The following is a 17,771-nucleotide window of genomic DNA, read 5'->3' as shown; positions in this document are numbered from 1 at the left end:
AGCTCGTCTAGCTCAAGAAGCTGAAGCTCAACGTCTAGCGCAAGAAGAGGCACAGCGCCAAGCCGAACTTAAGGCGGAGCAAGAACGCTTAGAAGCACAACGCCAAGAAGCGGAGCGTGTAGAACAAGCTCGTCTAGCTCAAGAAGCTGAAGCTCAACGTCTAGCGCAAGAAGAAGCGCAGCGCCTAGAGCAAGAACGTCTAGCGCAAGAAGAAAACGAACGTCTCGCTATTGCGCAAGCAGAAGCTGAAGATATTGAATCTTTACGCGAAGAAGTGCTGGCAGATAAAGTTGTTGAACAAGAGAAACCTAAAAAAGAAGGTTTCTTTAGCCGACTGAAAAAAGGCTTGCTGAAAACTCGCCAAAACTTAGGTTCAGGATTTCTTGGTCTATTTCGGGGTAAGAAAATTGATGATGAGCTATTTGAAGAGTTAGAAGAGCAACTCTTAATTGCAGATGTGGGTATGGAAACCACAACTAAAATCATCACTAGTCTGACTAAACATGCCACTCATAAAGATCTTAAAGATGCTGAAGCCCTTTACGGTAAATTACGTGAAGAGATGGGCGATATTTTAAGTAAAGTCGATAAACCATTAAATATTGAAGGTAAAAAACCTTTTGTTATTTTAATGGTTGGCGTTAACGGCGTTGGTAAAACAACCACAATCGGAAAATTAGCGCGACAATACCAAGCTGAAGGTAAATCTGTCATGTTAGCTGCAGGTGATACATTCCGTGCAGCAGCGGTTGAACAGTTACAAGTTTGGGGGGAGCGTAATAATATCCCTGTTGTGGCACAACATACTGGTGCTGATCCTGCATCTGTTATTTTTGATGCAATTCAGTCAGCCCAAGCAAAAGGTGTCGATGTTCTTATTGCTGATACCGCAGGACGATTGCAGAATAAATCCCATTTAATGGAAGAGCTGAAAAAAATCGTTCGTGTTATGAAAAAATTAGACGAAGAAGCACCACATGAGGTGATGCTGACGTTAGATGCAAGTACCGGACAAAATGCAGTTAGTCAGGCAAAACTCTTTAATGAAACAGTTGGGCTAACTGGATTAACATTGACTAAACTCGATGGTACAGCAAAAGGGGGCGTTATCTTCTCCATTGCTGATCAGTTTAGTATTCCTATCCGTTATATTGGGGTAGGTGAAGGTATTGAAGATCTACGTCCGTTTAAGGCCGACGATTTTATTGAGGCTCTGTTTGCCCGCGAGGAGTAGTTTTAATGATCCGCTTCGAACACGTCAGCAAGGCTTATTTAGGTGGAAGACAAGCATTACAGGGGGTTGATTTTCATCTTCGCCCTGGTGAAATGGCTTTTTTAACGGGTCACTCTGGTGCCGGTAAAAGTACATTGCTTAAGTTAATTTGTGGAATAGAACGCCCAAGTGATGGCGCTATTTGGTTTGCTGGTCACGATATCAGTAGACTCAAAAATAGTGAGATCCCTTTTCTTCGCCGTCAAATTGGGATGATCTTCCAAGATCACCACTTATTGATGGACAGAACGGTTTATGACAACGTTTCTCTTCCCCTGATTATTGCTGGTGCGAGTGAAGAGGATATTCGACGAAGAGTTTCAGCCGCTTTAGATAAAGTGGGACTATTGGATAAAGCCAAAAACTATCCTATACAACTCTCTGGTGGTGAACAACAGCGTGTCGGTATTGCGCGCGCTGTTGTGAATAAACCGACTGTTTTACTCGCAGATGAACCAACAGGTAACCTCGATGGTGAGCTTTCAGAAGGGATCATGCGCCTTTTTGAAGAGTTCAACCGTGTTGGTGTAACAGTGTTAATGGCGACGCACGATATGTCGCTGATAGAACGTAGAAATTATCGCATTCTTACATTAGGGCAAGGCAGAATGGTGGGAGGGCAAAATGGCTAAAGCAAAAAGTTCCCGTAAATCAATGCCAACGCCGGGTGCAAAAACCAAGGCGCTAAAAGGGGGAAGACGCGAACAGTGGCGCTATGCATGGCGTAATACGATGGCTGATTTTTTACGCCAACCGCTCTCCTCTTTTTTAACGGTAATGGTTGTTGCGATATCTCTTACCTTGCCTAGCATCTTTTATATTGTGTGGAAGAATGTCTCAACAGCGGCAGAACAATGGTATCCAACACCACAATTAACTGTTTATCTTGATAAATCTCTTGATGATTCATTAGCTGAAGCCACAATCAAAAAAATTGAAGCCTTAGAAAAAGTCGAAGATGTTAACTACCTTTCGCGACAAGATTCTTTGGTGGAATTTCGTTCTTGGGCTGGCTTTAGCAGTGCGTTAGATATGTTAGAAGAAAACCCATTACCTGCGGTGGCGATTGTGACACCCGTTATGGAGCCTAGCGATCAACAACTCATGGTGAATTTGCGTGATACAGTAGCGAAAATCCCCGGAGTTGATGAAGTAAGAATGGATGATAGCTGGTTTTCTCGGCTTTCAACGTTGACATCATTAGTTGGGCAAATCGCCTTGGTGATTGGTACATTGATGGTTGTTGCCTTGTTACTGGTGATTGGTAACAGTGTACGTCTCAATATTTTCAGTCGCCGTGACACCATTAATGTGATGAAACTTATTGGTGCAACTGACGGCTTTATTATGCGTCCATTCCTTAATTGGGGATTAATTCTAGGCTTTATTGGTGCCGTATTTGCCCTGATCTTTTCAGCTTTATTGGTGTGGAAGCTCTCTGATGTGGTTACTCAAGCCGCGACCGTGTTTGGGACTTCATTTTCTATTTCAGGATTAGGTTTTGATGAATCTATCATTCTTATTCTTGTTGCTATGACAATTGGTTGGCTTGCTGCATGGTTGACGACAATGCAACATTTACGTCAATTCACTCCAGAATAAATCAATTAGAGCGTTTTTATACTTATTCTCTAAATACTGAGAAGATATTTTTTATCAAGCTGGGTTACGTTAATATCGTCACCCAGCCATTTTATCGACGCCCCGTCTCTGGCATAATAATGCGTGCACTCTTTTCTATGATAAGGCAACTGTCATATTGGCTTCGGTGATAGAAAAGTACAAAGATATGTAAACATAGATGCGAGATGAACCTTTAGTCTTTATGCTGGTCAAATAGTCGTTATGATAAAAACACATCGTAAAAAACCTTAACTGACTTCCTATTTAAGCTATATTTAGAAGGCTCATCTACTTTCCCTTACAGCATTAATTTTAATTATTTATTTGATTTTTATGAGGATTTGAATGACAAAAGAAATGCAATCCTTAGCATTGGTTCCGCAAGGCAGCATCGAAGCGTATATACGTGCAGCCAATTCCTATCCGATGTTAACCGCAGAGGAAGAAAAGGAACTCGCTGAACGGCTGCATTATGATGGTGACTTGGATGCGGCAAGAACGCTTATCCTTTCACATCTGCGCTTCGTTATTCATGTTGCTCGCAGCTATTCAGGTTATGGCTTACCACAAGCTGATCTTATCCAAGAAGGTAATATTGGTCTGATGAAAGCTGTTCGTCGTTTTAACCCAGAAGTGGGTGTTCGACTGGTCTCTTTTGCTGTGCATTGGATCAAAGCTGAAATTCACGAATATGTGTTACGTAACTGGCGTATCGTGAAAGTCGCGACTACAAAATCACAACGTAAACTGTTTTTTAATCTGCGAAAAAATAAAAAGCGTTTAGGTTGGTTTAATCAAGATGAAGTGGAACTTGTTGCAAGGGAGTTAGGCGTATCAGAAAGTGATGTCCGAGAAATGGAATCACGAATGTCAGCACAAGATATGGCATTTGATATGACTGCTGATGATAGTGATGATTCACATTCTATCGCCCCTGTACTCTTCTTAGAAGATAAGTCTTCTGATTTTGCCGACAGCATTGAAGAAGATAATTGGGATAACCATGCAACGGATAAACTCACGTTAGCAATTGAAACTCTTGATGAACGTAGCCAAGATATTATTCGTGCTCGTTGGTTAGATGATGATAACAAATCGACATTGCAAGACTTGGCGACAAAATATGGTGTTTCTGCTGAACGTGTCCGTCAATTAGAAAAAAATGCGATGAAGAAATTGCGTTTAGCGATTGAAGATTAATCACATTTCAGACCAAGCACACTCTCTCATAAAGTAGAGTATGTTATAAAAGCGATATGAAAATATCGCTTTTTTATTGCTTGGAGAAAAAAACGTGAAAATAGTTATCGCCCCTGATTCTTTTAAAGAAAGTTTAAGTGCGAAAGATGTTGCGCTGGCAATAAAACAGGGATTTTCACGTTATTTACCCAATGCGCAATATTGTTGTATTCCTATGGCGGATGGCGGCGAAGGAACAGTGACATCGCTGGTGGATGCAACGCAAGGCCGTTTTATATCGACACCAGTGTGTTCACCCTTAGGTAAACAAGTAACTGCAAATTGGGGGCTTTTAGGGGATAACACCACTGCTGTGATTGAAATGGCACAAGCTTCAGGTCTTCATCTTATTCCTTCATCTCAACGTGATCCTAATTTAACGACCAGTTATGGTACGGGTGAATTAATTAATGCTGCACTTGAAATGGGCGTTAAAAAAATCATATTGGGATTAGGTGGAAGTGCCACAAATGACGCGGGTGCAGGAATGATGCAAGCGCTCGGTCTAGGTCTTAAAGATAAGTTTGGTACATCTTTGCCTTTTGGTGGACTCGCATTAGCACAACTTCACTCTATTGATATCACGACTCTTAATCCTAAACTAAAAAATATTGAAATTGAGATTGCCTGCGATGTAACAAATCCGTTGTGTGGAGAGAAAGGGGCATCCGCTATTTTTGGTCCTCAAAAAGGAGCGACCAAAGACGATATTGCGCAACTTGATAATGCATTACACCATTTTGGTACTTATCTTGAGAAAATGACGCAACGTAGTCTTATCAATATTGCAGGAAGTGGTGCGGCAGGAGGATTAGCTTTACCTTTGCTTTCATTTACGCAAGCAACACTTTCGCAAGGCGTTGAATTGGTAGCTAACGCTGTTGAATTAGAAAAACAGTTAATTGATGCGGATTTGGTAATAACAGGTGAAGGTCGAATGGATAGCCAATCGGCACAAGGTAAAACGCCAACAGGCGTTGCTTTGCTTGCAAAAAAATACCACCTTCCAGTTATTGCTTTGGTTGGTGGCTATTTACCTGATTATGATGTAGTTCATCAGCAGGGTATTGATGCTGTTTTCTCTATTGTACCGGGTGTTTCTACACTAGCTGATGCACTTCATGATGCGCAAAAGAATTTGAGTGAGACGGCTTATAATGTAGCTAGACTTTATACTACTCGTCATACTTCAAGTTGTAGCGTTGTTGACTACACTCACTCGCACTAGTCACATACTTGTGTATGCTCCTAGCGACTCGTTCATTTGTCGCCTAGCTACATCTTGAATTATTTAGAGTATCTGTTTGTGTCTATTCAAGTTGTCGCGTTGTTGACTACACTCACTCGCACTAGTCACATACTTATGTATGCTCCTAGCGACTCGTTCATTTGTCGCCTAGCTACACCTTGATATCTGTTTGTGTCTATTCAAGTTGTAGCGTTGTTGACTACACTCACTCGTACTAGCTACATACTTATGTATGCTCCTAGCGACTCATTCGTTTGTCGCCTAGCTACACCTTGAATTATTTAAAACATAAAGCTCAGATTGTGGTGATGCACTAAATTGATGATGTACTAAAAAAGCATGTGCAATATCATACCCGCTTTCTTCCGCTGATAAGCTTATTGCCTGCCAATGGTGAATATCAGGATAGGTAGATAAGCATTGTGTCAGTAAATAATGCCCAACACCGCGACGGCGTGTCACTTCTCTGACCATAAAGTCAGTAATAACCGCTTTTTTATCCGATAATTTAACCCAGCAAGCCGCTAATAATCGCTCATTAAATCTAGCGGCAAAGAGTACATTTTCGTTGTTGATCTCGTTTTTTAGGGCTGATTGATAACGTACATTTTGCCAAATTTTGCCTAAATCAATACGGTCTTGTTCTGAGAGTTGTGTCAGTTTTTCAATGGTCAGTTTCATTAAATATCCTGTTAGTTTGCAGTTTGTTTTTTTTCTTTTAATGAAGACATTAAGGTCTTAATGGTGAAACACAATGCCAAACTCGTTAAGATCACACAAGAATAAAAGACATACTCATAATTATTGTCAGTCACAAAATAGACCGAAATCATAGGGCTAGCAGCCATTCCACAATAACGAATAAAGTTATAAATCCCCATTGCAGTTGCTCTCATCGAGCCAAAATAACTTGCTAATAATGTCGTGTGCGTTGGCATGGTTAAGCCTAAAGAAAGCCCATATAACACGGTTAAACCAAGCATTATTGGTAGTGAGATTTGCCAAAATAGTGCAAATAACGCCAACATAATCAAATTGATACAAGAGGTGAATATCACTCCATATTCAACACTAAATAGATGGCAAACTTTACGATAGAGATAGCTACCTAAAATAAGCGCAATCGACATTGGTACATATAATCCACCAATTTCAGTACTGTTTAACTGATAGAGATGAAAGGCAATCAAAGGTAAAAATACCAAGAGGCAAAAATAGTTATAAAACACCATAAAACTCATGACAAACACGGATTTACCCGCAGGCGCGGTGAGCACTTGTTGCATTGCCGATAAGCTTTTAAAGGTTTCTTTCTGTTCAGGACGTGTTTCAGGTAAATAAAAGAGATGAGTAATAAGCAATATGATACCTACAACCGCTAAGAAAATAAAAATGCCTTGATATTGATAATGTTGCGCTAAATATCCCCCTAATAATGGGCCACAGGCAGGCGCTAATGCTAATAGCATTTGATACGATCCCATTGCTTTTGCGCGATCGTTTCCTCGATAAAGATCGCCAAGAATAGTAGCAGCAACCACGGGAATGGCTGCAATACCGATAGCTTGGATCACACGCCAAAAAATTAATAAGTTTATAGAGTCAGACCAAATACAACCCAATGCACCCACAATAGAAACGGCTAATCCACTGAGTAAAATTGGTTTTCTTCCCCATTTATCAATCAATGAACCATAAAATAGTTGCATAACAGCCATCGCAAAAGTAAATGCAGATACTGTCAGATTAACCAGTGATAACGTGGTATTAAATTGCTGTTGGATCAAGGGAAGTACAGGGGTATAAATATTTTGTGCTAAAGAGCTTAATAGTGCGCTAAAGCAAATGAGATAAAACAAACTGCGGATTGATAATTTCATTACATTGCCTCTTGTTATCTATTTTGTTTCCATGGAAACAAAATAGATAATAGCGATATTTTGATTGTTGTAAATACTTTTGATACTATTTTATAAAATATTTTTTCCAAGGAAACAAAATGGCAAAAGAGAATGTCACAACACAAGATTTACTAAAAGGATTAAGTGATTTTTTGCATCTTAAAGATGAGCGAGCTGATAGTAACCATAAAAAAGTATTAGAAGAGAATGGGTTAGATAATTATTCACTTACAGAGTTGCATGTGATCCATTGTATTGGTGAAGAGAGTATGAGAAATCTCACAACCATCAGTGAATATATGTCTATGACACGAGGGGCTGTCTCAAAAATTTGTAGTCGCCTACAAAAGAAGGGAGCTATTGAAAAAATAAAGTTGGCAGATAATCAAAAAGAAATATTTTTTATCTTAACAGCTGAGGGAGAGTGTCTTTTTCATGCTCATGAGGTGTTACATCAACAATCTCAAGAAAAATGGTCTGCGTTATTTGAGCAATATGACCAACAAGAGAGAATGGCAATTAAACGCTTTCTTAGCGATGTTGTGGGGCGTTTTCGTCATTCGTAACAGATAAACTTGAAAAGAGAAACCCCCCATACCATGAGATATAGGGGCAAGATAATTATTTCTTATCTTCAGCGATACGATTACGGATATTATCCGCACGCTCTTTTGACGGTGGGTGAGAATCAAACATACTTGAATCACCACCACCTAATTTAGCGAGTTTCTCAAAGCCTGTAACTAAGCCAGCAGTATTTACACCACGTTTTTTTAGTAGATCATAAGAGAAGTTGTCAGCTTCTGATTCTTGGTGCTGAGAGAACTGGGCGTTAATTAATTTTTGACCCATTTCAGCTAATTGTGAGCTACTTAATTGTGCTGCAACGCCACCTGCTGATGCTGCTGCTGTACGTGCAGCAACTGTTGCGTGAGCAACTTGAATTGCTTTACGGGTATGACCTAAAGCAACGTGACCCATTTCATGACCTAAAACGCCTTCAACTTCGTTATCAGTCATCATGTCCATTAAACCACTGTAAACACGCACGCAGCCGTTAGCCATAGCCCATGCATTTACATCTTTAGTCATGTAAACTTTGTAATTTACTGGTGTGCCATTAACTTCATTACCTAATGCTTTAGCGATGTTATTTAAGCGTTTGGTGTAAGTGCTATTGGCTGGAGCAACTTTATTTTGTGCATCCATCTCTTTACAAGCATCATTCGTTAACGCTTTGATATCGTCATCGCTTAATGTCGCTGCTTGGAAAAGTTGAGTCCCTGATTTGGTCAGCATATCTGTATTCATGTTTTGGCAACCAGAAAGTAGCGCTGCTGATACCATCACCGTAGCAAGTAATTTAATTTTCATTTTTAATTAAGTCCTTTTCTGCTTTGCAGTTTATATAATTGCAGATTAAATTCGAGCAGAAGAATAACAGCGCTTATCTATCGGTGCAATATAAGCATTTTATGTGAGAAATATTATCTCAATATATATTCTTCTCTTTTTCAGCATAATTTTATTATTTCTTATCTTCTTAATAGAAAGAAAAAAACGGATTAATAATTTTAACTTCTTTAAATTTAAGAGAATTAATTGATAAATTAAACTTGAGAAGGTAAGTTTTCTTGATGTAAATATTATATAAATCATTTAATTGTACTCACTTTAAGAGTGAGTAAATTTGTTTTTCACTTATTTGGAATAATATGAAACTAACAGTGTGCTTAGAGATGATTTTTATTTGTTTAATTCTGACAAATTTTATATTTTTAATATTTATTGCTTGGTGGTAAATAAATAGCGACGTTTAAAACATCGCTATTCAGATTAAACCGAAAATGAATAAAGTGATATCAGCGCTTTATGACACCATTAATTCATTAATAAGCATAAAAGGGCGATCAATGCGCTTCCCTGATTGTTGATTAAAGAAATGAAGATTTTCCGGGTGAATGGTAAGACCAATTTTATTGCCAATTTTCACACCATGATCGTTTGGCGCACGAATAACGAGAGGTTGTTTCTGTTTATCGCAAGTGGTTGCATAAATTAAAACATCTGCACCAAGTGCTTCAATAAACTCCACATCAACATGAAAAAGAGGATGTTGATGGCTAATAATCAAATGTTCAGGACGTAAACCCAATTTAATGGCTTGATAAGGAAAGTGCTGAGATGAAACGGAAATATGCCCATCAGCGACTTCAATCACACCATGATTAATCGGAGTATCTAAGATATTCATTGCTGGTGAGCCCATAAACGTAGCCACAAATACGGAGGCCGGGCTTTCATAAATATCTAACGGTGTGCCTACTTGCTCTATATTTCCTTGATTTAAAACCACCAGTTTATCAGCTAATGTCATCGCTTCTACTTGATCGTGTGTCACATAAATAGAGGTTGTGGAGAGTTTTCGCTGTAATTTTTTGATCTCCAAACGCATCTGCACCCGTAATTTGGCATCAAGGTTAGAAAGAGGTTCATCAAATAAAAAGACTTTAGGATCACGAACGATGGCTCTTCCCATAGCGACACGTTGTCGCTGCCCACCTGATAGTTCTTTGGGTTTTCTATCAAGTAAATGGTTGATCTCCAGCATTTGGGCGGCATTGGTAACGAGTTCTTCAATCTTTGCTTTGGGTGTTTTTCGATTACGTAAGCCATATGCCATATTGTTATAGACCGACATATGAGGATAAAGAGCATAGTTTTGAAACACCATAGCAATATCACGTTCACTAGGTTCATGCTCATTAACTCGTAAATTATCAATAAATAAATCACCTTGTGTAATGGTTTCTAACCCTGCAATCATTCGCAGTAAAGTCGATTTACCACAACCGCTTGGGCCGACTAATACCACCATTTCACCTTGCTTAATAGAAAGATTTAATTTTGAAATAGCTTGATGACCATTTGGATAACACTTTTCTAAATTTGTGAGAGTGACGGTTGTCATGTTATTTCTCCGTATCAATAAAGCCTTTTACAAAGGCTCTTTGCATCAAAATGACAATAAGGACGGGAGGCAACATTGCAATTAATGTGGTTGCCATGATCTTATTCCACTCAACAACACCATCAGAAACCGCAACCATCTGTTTAATGCCCATGACAATGGTGTAGTAGTGAGTATCTGTTGTGATCAACATTGGCCAAAGATATTGGTTCCAGCCATAAATAAAGGTGATGACAAATAGGGCGGCGATATTGGTGCGAGAAAGAGGAAGTAAGATGGTGAAAAAGAATTTAATAGGGCCTGCACCATCAATTTTAGCGGCTTCAATTAATTCAGGAGTAATGGTAAGAAAGAATTGGCGAAATAAAAAGGTGGCTGTGGCACTGGCAATTAATGGAATGGTTAAACCTGCATAAGAGTTCAACATATTGAGATTAGTGACAACCTCAAATGTGGGCATAATGCGAACTTCAACAGGTAGCATTAACGTAAAAAAGATAGTCCAAAAGGCCAACATTCTTCCCGGAAAACGAAAGAAAACGACGGCGTATGCCGATAAAATTGAGATCGTTAATTTCCCGATGGTGATCACTAACGCCATAATTAATGAATTCAATAACATGCTATTAATTGAGATAGCGCTATTTTGCGTAGTGCCTGCTTGTGAAAATATTGATTTAATAATATTGAAGCCTTCAGTACCAAACCAAAGAGGAGAACCAGTAGCAAATTCGGTGTTTTGATGTGTTGTTGCCACAAGTGCAATCCAGACAGGGAATGCAACAGAAAGAATGCCAACAATAAGAATAAAGTGGCAAAAAGCATGAAATAAAGGTCTACGTTCAACCATCAGTAAGCCACCTTTTTCTCAACATAGCGAAATTGAATAATGGTTAAGATCGCGACAATAAACATCAAAATAACAGATTGTGCGGCGGAAGAGCCTAAATCTAATCCCACAAATCCATCGTTATAGACCTTATAAACCAGTGTTGATGTGCTACTTCCGGGACCACCTTGTGTCATCGCGTGAATAATGGCGAAAGTATCAAAGAAGGCATAAGCAAAATTAACCACAAGTAAGAAAAAGGTGGTAGGAGAAATTAAAGGAAAACTGATCGTTATAAAACGCTTAATCGGGCCACTACCATCGATAGCGGCTGCTTCTAAAAGTGATTTAGGTACAGATTGTAATGCGGCGAGAAAAAACAGAAAGTTATAACTCACTTGTTTCCATGTCGCTGTTAAAATCACCATCCACATAGCATGATGTGTATTCAGTACAGGGTCCCAATTAATGCCTATTTTCTTTAATTGTTGGCTTAATACGCCAATCGTGGGATCAAGCATAAATAACCAAAGAAAGCCTGCAATAACAGGGGCAATGGCATAGGGTGAAATTAAAATGGTGCGATAAAACAGCTTACCTCGCAAAATTTGTTCGGCAATACCCGCTAAAACCAGCGCTGATAGCATAGATAAAAATACAACACTAGTACTGAAAATAAGCGTCGTGATCAAACTATCAAAATAATAACGATTGCTAAAAAGTCGATGAAAATTTTCAAAACCGACAAATTCTCGACTCAGTCCAAATGCATCTTCTAATTGGAATGACTGAAAGAAAGCTTGCCCAGCAGGCCAAATAAAAAAGATAAGCGTGATAGCTAATTGAGGAAAAATCAGCGCTAGAGGTAACCATTTTTGTTTGAAATAAATGGATTGAGAAGCCATACAATATCCAGTAAATCGATAAAAATAGAAGGCGAGCTATTTTGCCCGCCTAATACAAGTGACTATTGTTGAGTACGTTCAAAACGGCGTAACTGCTCATTTCCTCGTGTAACTGCATTATCTAATGCAACTTGAGCACTCTGTTTTCCTGACCACACTTTCTCTAACTCTTCATCAACGATTTCTCGAGTTTGTAGGAAATTACCAAAGCGTAATCCTTTTGAGTTTGAGGTAGGCTCTGAGGTTGTCATTTGTAATATTGCGGTGTCAGCTCCTGGATTTTGCTGATAAAAACCCTGTTGCTGTGTTAATGCATAAGCCGCTTTAGTGACGGGTAAATAACCTGTTGCTTGGTGCCAATCAGCTTGAACTTCAGGACTTGAAAGATAGGTGAAAAATTTGGCAACACCGTTATATTCGGCATCTGGACGCCCAGACATAACCCATAATGATGCTCCGCCAATAATGGTATTTGCTGGTTTTTGTACAAGAGTATCGTCGTAAGGCAATTGGCTAACACCAATATCAAGACCTTTCATGTTCTCTTTAATGCCAGCAAAGCCCGCGGATGATTCCATTACCATTGCACACTCTTGGGTATAAAATAGAGGCATTGCATCAGATTGGCGTCCGCCATATTTGAAAATACTAGATTTCGACCAATCTGCCATTTGTTGAATATGCGCAACGAAAGGTGCTTTATTAAATAGGAAAGTAGTATCAAAGCCATCAAAACCATTATTTTTGGTAGCAATAGGTAAATTATTGCGAGCACCAAAGTTTTCGATTTGTGTCCACGATTGCCAAGTGGTGGTAAATCCGCATTTAACACCAGAATCGAGCAGTTTTTGAGACACAGCTTCCATCTCTTTCCATGTCTTAGGTGGCTGTTCTATGCCTGCTTTTTTAAAGAGTGTCTTGTTGTAATAAAGCACCGGCGTTGAACTATTAAATGGCAACGACATCATTTTGCCGTCGCTGGTGGTGTAGTAACCCGTGACAGTTGATAAATAAGTATTAGGATCAAAAGGCTCGTTGGTTTTTTCCATTAATTGATAAACAGGAAAAACGGCTTTTTTAGCCCCCATCATACTGGCTGTACCCACTTCAAATACTTGTACAATAGCAGGTTGGTTTTTTGCACGAAATGAAGCCACTGCGCTGGTCATTGTTTCAGCGTAAGTACCTTTATAAACAGGCTTTATCTCATATTCAGATTGGCTGGCATTAAAATCAGAGGCGATTTGGTTAACTTTCTGACCAAGCGCGCCTCCCATAGCATGCCACCATTCAATTTGTGTTTTTGCGTGTGCAGGAGAGGTAAATAACGTCATCGCAACAGCAAGACCTGTTATTGATTTTATCGACATGCAGAATTTCCTTTTTAATCGAAAGTTAAAGGTTCAATCTAATCTGCGAATTACCCTAAATGTTATTTATGACAAAGGGGTGACAATTAAATGAAGATATATTGATGGTATGACTGTCAAATTGCTGTCATAAATGGTTGTCATGATGTCGGCACAAATGAAAAGGAGAGAGAAATGAAGATAGCTGCTCACCGAGGTTTTTCTGGAAAAGCCCCTGAAAATACACTGGCTGCATTTAAAATGGCGATTGATTTCGGGTGCGAATGGATTGAAACGGATGTGCAATTAACCGCGGATCATGTTCCTGTGCTTATTCATGATAAAACAGTTAATCGTTGCACGAATGGGCAAGGTGCTGTGCGTTTTCATACCTTAGATGATTTACATCGCCTTGATGCAGGAAGTTGGTTTAGTTCACTCTATCAAGGTGAGAAAATTCCTTCTTTAAGACAAGGATTACAGCTCATTAAGCGTTCAGGAACAAAGCTTAATATTGAGCTGAAAACGTGGCCCGATGATGATGTTGATCGTTTATGTTTAGCGGTTTCTGACATGATAAAAAGTGCAGATATTCCGAATGAGCAAATTCTATTTTCTTCTTTTGATACACATGCACTTATTATTATGAAACGATATCTGCCTTTTATTCGTAGAGGGCAATTATGGGATGAGATCCCTGATAATGCGCTAGAAACGTTAAAAGCGATTGATGGTTTTAGTGTGCATTGTAATTACAAATACCTTACGCAAGAACAAGCGCAATTGTTAAAACAAGCAGGCTATGAAATTTATTGTTATACCCCGAATGATCCTGAAGAAGTGAAAGATTTTGAGCAATGGGGTGTTGATATGCTAATTACTGATATGCCTGATGTTTATCAACCGGATGTTTATCAAATAGCAAAATAAAAAAGTACTAACTATCCCGCCCACTTGTATTGAATAAGGCGTTATTGATGTGTTTGATAACGCCTTTCATTCCCTTCTTTGTGCATTGCATTTATAGAAATTAAATAAGAGAAACGTTGAGTAATAGATGTTTTCTTTACATTCTCTGCTATTATCCTGCGCAATTAATGAATAGATATTGTTCAATACAATAATGTTTATCTCATTAAAAATAAAAATGGGGAAAATGGTTAGCGAATATGGCGACCTTATCAACCCAACCTCTAAGAGTAGAGGTGTGTTATTTCTACTTTAATTGCCAATAATATAATTGAGAGTGAAATATGAAAGAACTCGTTGTTGTTGCCATTGGAGGCAACAGTATTATTAAAGACAATGCTAGCCAGTCTATCGCTCATCAAGAACAAGCAGTACAAGAGGTTGCAGCCCATATTAGTGATATGGTGGCTGAAGGGTATAATATTGTTTTAACACATGGTAATGGGCCACAAGTCGGGCTTGATTTACGTCGCGCAGAAGTGGCACATGTGCAAGAAGGTTTACCGTTAACGCCATTAGCCAACTGTGTTGCAGATACACAAGGTGGTATTGGTTATTTAATACAACAAGCGTTAACGAATAAGCTTCGTGTTCAACAAAATAAACAAGCGATCACTCTTATCACACAAGTTGAAGTTGATAAAAACGATCCGAATTTTGTTTCTCCAACAAAACCTATTGGTGCATTTTTCTCAGAACAAGAGATGATGCAATTAAAGCAAGAAAATCCTCAATGGCATTTCGTTGAAGATTCTGGTCGTGGTTATCGCCGTGTTGTTGCCTCTCCAATTCCACAACATGTTATTGAATCTAAAGCAATTAAATCACTGTCAGAATGTGGCTATGTCGTGATTGCAGTAGGCGGTGGCGGTATTCCAGTTATCAAAAATGAGCGTGGCAATTACCAAAGTGTTGATGCAGTTATTGATAAAGATCTGTCATCAACATTGCTCGCAAAAGAATTACAAGCAGATATTCTTATCATCACAACGGGTGTTGAAAAAGTCTGTATTCATTTCGGCAAACCAGAACAGAAAGCATTAGGCGAAACGTCGGTTGAAGAAATGACACAATATATGCATGAAGGGCATTTCCCTCCGGGCAGTATGCTTCCTAAAATTGAAGCCAGTCTCTCATTTTTGGCTGCTGGTGGAAAAAGAGTGATTATCACAACACCTGAAAAATTGGTTTCAGCCTTAAAAGGTGAAACCGGAACACATATCGTTGCTTAATTATCTCCATAAGTAGTATTAAATTATTATCTTTGATAAGCGCCTTATTTGTAGTAGGGCGCTTATTTTATATGAGTCTTAAATATAAGGCGTTATTGAGTAGGATGATTAGCGGGATAAGCTTTCGCATAATGACGAGGATTTAATCGTGCAAATAATCCTATAGTCACAATCACTAAAATGGCATGAAATGCCCATGCATAAGTAAAGCTTCCATCAGGCTGGCGTAATAGCACTGCAACTAATGGGCCGAAAGCAGCAATAATAAAGCCACCACCTTGCATTAATGCTGATAGAGCACCTGCTTGTGCCGGATCAGGAATATGATCGAGAGCGACAATCATCATCATGGAAAAACATCCCCCCAAACCACAGCCTAAGAAAATACTCCAAAGATAAGGGGCACTCATTGGCATAGTCATGATTGCACCGAAACCGATAAATTGGCTTATTAATGTTACCGTAAGCCAAAAACGCCTGTCGTGATTTTTAGCTGCTAAGAAAGGAATAATTAAAGCGGCAGAGGCTTGGAAAAGAGAAAGAATAGCGACAAGTGAGCCACTTTGGGCGCTTGGCATTCCTAACGATTGGTAGAACGGCGCTAACCATGTCACAACAGAGGCATAACCTGCATTAACGCAACCAAAACCTAAGATAAGCAATCCTGTTCTAGGACGCCAAATTAAGGTATTCAGTGATATTTTATTTGCAGATGAGGCACTATTTTGAATTGAAAAAAGAATAGCGATAAATGCAAATCCTGCAGGGAGAGCAAACCACGCTAAAGCGCTTTGCCAATGCCCATAATTCGCAGTAAGAAGAGGGGATAATTGCGCCCCAAGTGCGCCTCCGCCCATTAGCATTGCGGAATATAAACCCATCATGATAGGCGTTCGATTTCTAAACCACCCTTTAATAATGCCGGGAAATACCGCTTGAATATAGGCGACGCTTAAACCACAAAAGAGTGCTGTCAGTAATAGTTGATTGCCATCAGAAACATAGGCTCTAGAAAATGAGCCCATCAGAAGCATTAGCATTGCGACTAAAAGCCCTTTACGTACCTGAATATAAGGTTGTAAGAAGGGAACGATTAATGCGCCTATTCCCATTAAAAGCATGGGTAATAGTGTGAGTAATGAGACTTGACTATAACTCATTCCTGTTGAGGCAATAATATTGTCAATAACAGGGCCGGGGCCGGTTAAGAATGGGCGTAAGTTTATCCCAACTAAAATAATAGTGAGGACTATCTGCCATGTTTTTTTTCTTGGTAAGGCAGTCATTGTAATTCCCTGATAAACATAAATATTGCCTATTGTATAGACAATATTTGTATAAACAAATGGTAACAGTAAAGATTTTATTGCCTGATAATTAAAAGAACATTAATACTATTGATAAAATGAGATTGCTTTAAGTTGAAACGGGCATTATCGATAGGATATTGAGTTAGGTTCTGAGTAATATATTTTCGAACACCAACTTTATCAGTTATTTCTTAAGTCATTTTATCTAGAGGATATTTAGTTTCGCTTATATTAATGTTAGCAGGAATCTGTAAATTGGTTTATTATTCTATACAAAAGAATATAAATAACCAAGGTAAGTTAATGTTGAGTACGGACGAAATTAAACAACCCTATTGGCCTACATTAAAATTGATATTAAGTTCTCTTATTGTTTTTAGTTTTTATTTGAAACAAAGTCAGATACATGACTTTTCATTATTGATTAATGTATTCGATTTAACATTAATTCCTATGTTTGTTTTTATTGTTGCTTTTATCAGTAAAAAAGGAACATGGGAAAGTTGGCGTAATAATTTATTAGCTGCTTTAGTAATTTATGGTACTTTTCAAACTATTGATATGATACCCCTCTATTACTCAGGGCAATTCGATCTTAACACTTACCTTATTTTTCCTCAAAATGGTGTCTGGTTCTTTCTAGCGACACCAATTTGGCAAGCTTTTTTCCTACTGTTACCTTCCTATATCAAAAATAATAAACTAATATTATTATCTCTTTTATTTGTGAGTGTACTGTTATCTTAATATAACTAAAGGTTATGAAACCAAATTATCTACTTTTTTTGCTATAGTACAATATTTCCCATTTTTTATTATTGCTTATTTAGTAGACCAACGAGCCATAGCTAAATTTAAAGGTAAATCTCCACTTGTTATTATTTTATTAAGCTTATTATCACTATATATACTTTATTATTA

Annotated in this window: 17 protein-coding genes; 9 read left to right on the top strand and 8 right to left on the bottom strand. The window is 38.5% G+C overall.

Annotation, left to right across the window (positions count from 1 at the left end):
* The 5 genes from ftsY to DK857_RS01860 all read left to right on the top strand — a co-directional run.
* Positions 1 to 1,234 (top strand): signal recognition particle-docking protein FtsY (gene ftsY, locus DK857_RS01880; RefSeq protein ID WP_109401380.1); only part of this gene is annotated, 1,234 nt, incomplete at its 5' end.
* Between the two features lie 5 nt (positions 1,235 to 1,239).
* A complete protein-coding gene (gene ftsE, locus DK857_RS01875) occupies positions 1,240 to 1,905 on the top strand; it encodes a cell division ATP-binding protein FtsE (RefSeq protein WP_023583735.1) in 666 nt (221 codons plus the stop codon).
* Positions 1,898 to 2,875, top strand: a complete 978-nt coding sequence (ftsX, locus tag DK857_RS01870) for a permease-like cell division protein FtsX (protein ID WP_098941243.1) — start codon at positions 1,898 to 1,900, stop codon at positions 2,873 to 2,875. The genes ftsE and ftsX overlap by 8 nt, the downstream gene beginning before the upstream one ends.
* Before the next feature lie 366 nt (positions 2,876 to 3,241).
* Positions 3,242 to 4,096, top strand: a complete 855-nt coding sequence (gene rpoH / locus DK857_RS01865) for an RNA polymerase sigma factor RpoH (RefSeq protein ID WP_109393090.1) — start codon at positions 3,242 to 3,244, stop codon at positions 4,094 to 4,096.
* A gap of 94 nt (positions 4,097 to 4,190) precedes the next feature.
* A complete protein-coding gene (locus DK857_RS01860) occupies positions 4,191 to 5,363 on the top strand; it encodes a glycerate kinase (protein ID WP_109401379.1) in 1,173 nt (390 codons plus the stop codon).
* A 282-nt stretch (positions 5,364 to 5,645) separates the two neighbouring features.
* Here DK857_RS01860 and panM read toward each other — a convergent pair whose 3' ends face one another.
* Together panM and DK857_RS01850 are read right to left on the bottom strand one after the other, a co-directional pair.
* Positions 5,646 to 6,065: an aspartate 1-decarboxylase autocleavage activator PanM gene (gene panM, locus DK857_RS01855; RefSeq protein ID WP_109401378.1), complete on the bottom strand. Its 420-nt coding sequence runs from the start codon at positions 6,063 to 6,065 to the stop codon at positions 5,646 to 5,648.
* A gap of 11 nt (positions 6,066 to 6,076) precedes the next feature.
* The gene (locus DK857_RS01850) at positions 6,077 to 7,264 is read right to left on the bottom strand and encodes an MFS transporter (RefSeq protein ID WP_109401377.1); all 1,188 of its coding nucleotides are present in this window, start codon (positions 7,262 to 7,264) and stop codon (positions 6,077 to 6,079) included.
* Positions 7,265 to 7,383: 119 nt separating this feature from the next.
* Here DK857_RS01850 and DK857_RS01845 point away from each other — a divergent pair, with 119 nt between their 5' ends.
* On the top strand, positions 7,384 to 7,851 hold the full coding sequence (locus DK857_RS01845; RefSeq protein ID WP_109401376.1) for a MarR family transcriptional regulator: 468 nt from the start codon (positions 7,384 to 7,386) through the stop codon (positions 7,849 to 7,851).
* 55 nt (positions 7,852 to 7,906) lie between these two features.
* Here DK857_RS01845 and loiP read toward each other — a convergent pair whose 3' ends face one another.
* From loiP to ugpB, 5 genes are all read right to left on the bottom strand, one after another.
* Positions 7,907 to 8,659, bottom strand: a complete 753-nt coding sequence (gene loiP / locus DK857_RS01840; RefSeq protein WP_109393095.1) for a metalloprotease LoiP — start codon at positions 8,657 to 8,659, stop codon at positions 7,907 to 7,909.
* Positions 8,660 to 9,155: 496 nt separating this feature from the next.
* On the bottom strand, positions 9,156 to 10,256 hold the full coding sequence (locus DK857_RS01835) for a sn-glycerol-3-phosphate import ATP-binding protein UgpC (protein WP_109401375.1): 1,101 nt from the start codon (positions 10,254 to 10,256) through the stop codon (positions 9,156 to 9,158).
* Position 10,257: 1 nt separating this feature from the next.
* Positions 10,258 to 11,106: a sn-glycerol-3-phosphate ABC transporter permease UgpE gene (gene ugpE, locus DK857_RS01830; RefSeq protein ID WP_109393097.1), complete on the bottom strand. Its 849-nt coding sequence runs from the start codon at positions 11,104 to 11,106 to the stop codon at positions 10,258 to 10,260.
* The gene (ugpA, locus tag DK857_RS01825; protein ID WP_109393098.1) at positions 11,106 to 11,990 is read right to left on the bottom strand and encodes a sn-glycerol-3-phosphate ABC transporter permease UgpA; all 885 of its coding nucleotides are present in this window, start codon (positions 11,988 to 11,990) and stop codon (positions 11,106 to 11,108) included. The genes ugpE and ugpA overlap by 1 nt, the downstream gene beginning before the upstream one ends.
* A 62-nt stretch (positions 11,991 to 12,052) precedes the next feature.
* Positions 12,053 to 13,360 carry a sn-glycerol-3-phosphate ABC transporter substrate-binding protein UgpB gene (gene ugpB / locus DK857_RS01820; protein WP_109401374.1) on the bottom strand — a complete coding sequence of 436 codons (1,308 nt, stop codon included), beginning with the start codon at positions 13,358 to 13,360 and terminating at the stop codon, positions 12,053 to 12,055.
* A gap of 174 nt (positions 13,361 to 13,534) precedes the next feature.
* Between ugpB and DK857_RS01815 the strand changes: the two genes are divergently transcribed.
* Entirely contained in the window at positions 13,535 to 14,269 is a 735-nt protein-coding gene (locus DK857_RS01815; RefSeq protein WP_109401373.1) for a glycerophosphodiester phosphodiesterase family protein, read from the top strand.
* Positions 14,270 to 14,592: 323 nt separating this feature from the next.
* Positions 14,593 to 15,540 carry a carbamate kinase family protein gene (locus DK857_RS01810; RefSeq protein ID WP_109401372.1) on the top strand — a complete coding sequence of 316 codons (948 nt, stop codon included), beginning with the start codon at positions 14,593 to 14,595 and terminating at the stop codon, positions 15,538 to 15,540.
* 92 nt (positions 15,541 to 15,632) lie between these two features.
* Here the strand turns inward: DK857_RS01810 and DK857_RS01805 are convergent, their stop codons facing one another.
* Entirely contained in the window at positions 15,633 to 16,826 is a 1,194-nt protein-coding gene (locus tag DK857_RS01805) for a cyanate transporter (protein WP_109401371.1), read from the bottom strand.
* A gap of 327 nt (positions 16,827 to 17,153) precedes the next feature.
* Here DK857_RS01805 and DK857_RS19315 point away from each other — a divergent pair, with 327 nt between their 5' ends.
* Entirely contained in the window at positions 17,154 to 17,597 is a 444-nt protein-coding gene (locus DK857_RS19315) for a hypothetical protein (protein WP_227003103.1), read from the top strand.
* The last annotated feature ends 174 nt before the right edge of the window (positions 17,598 to 17,771 follow it).

The sequence above is a fragment of the Proteus terrae genome (assembly GCF_003144325.1).
In the GTDB taxonomy this organism is placed as follows: Bacteria; Pseudomonadota; Gammaproteobacteria; order Enterobacterales; family Enterobacteriaceae; genus Proteus; species Proteus terrae.
This window is presented reverse-complemented; position numbering and strand designations above follow the sequence as displayed.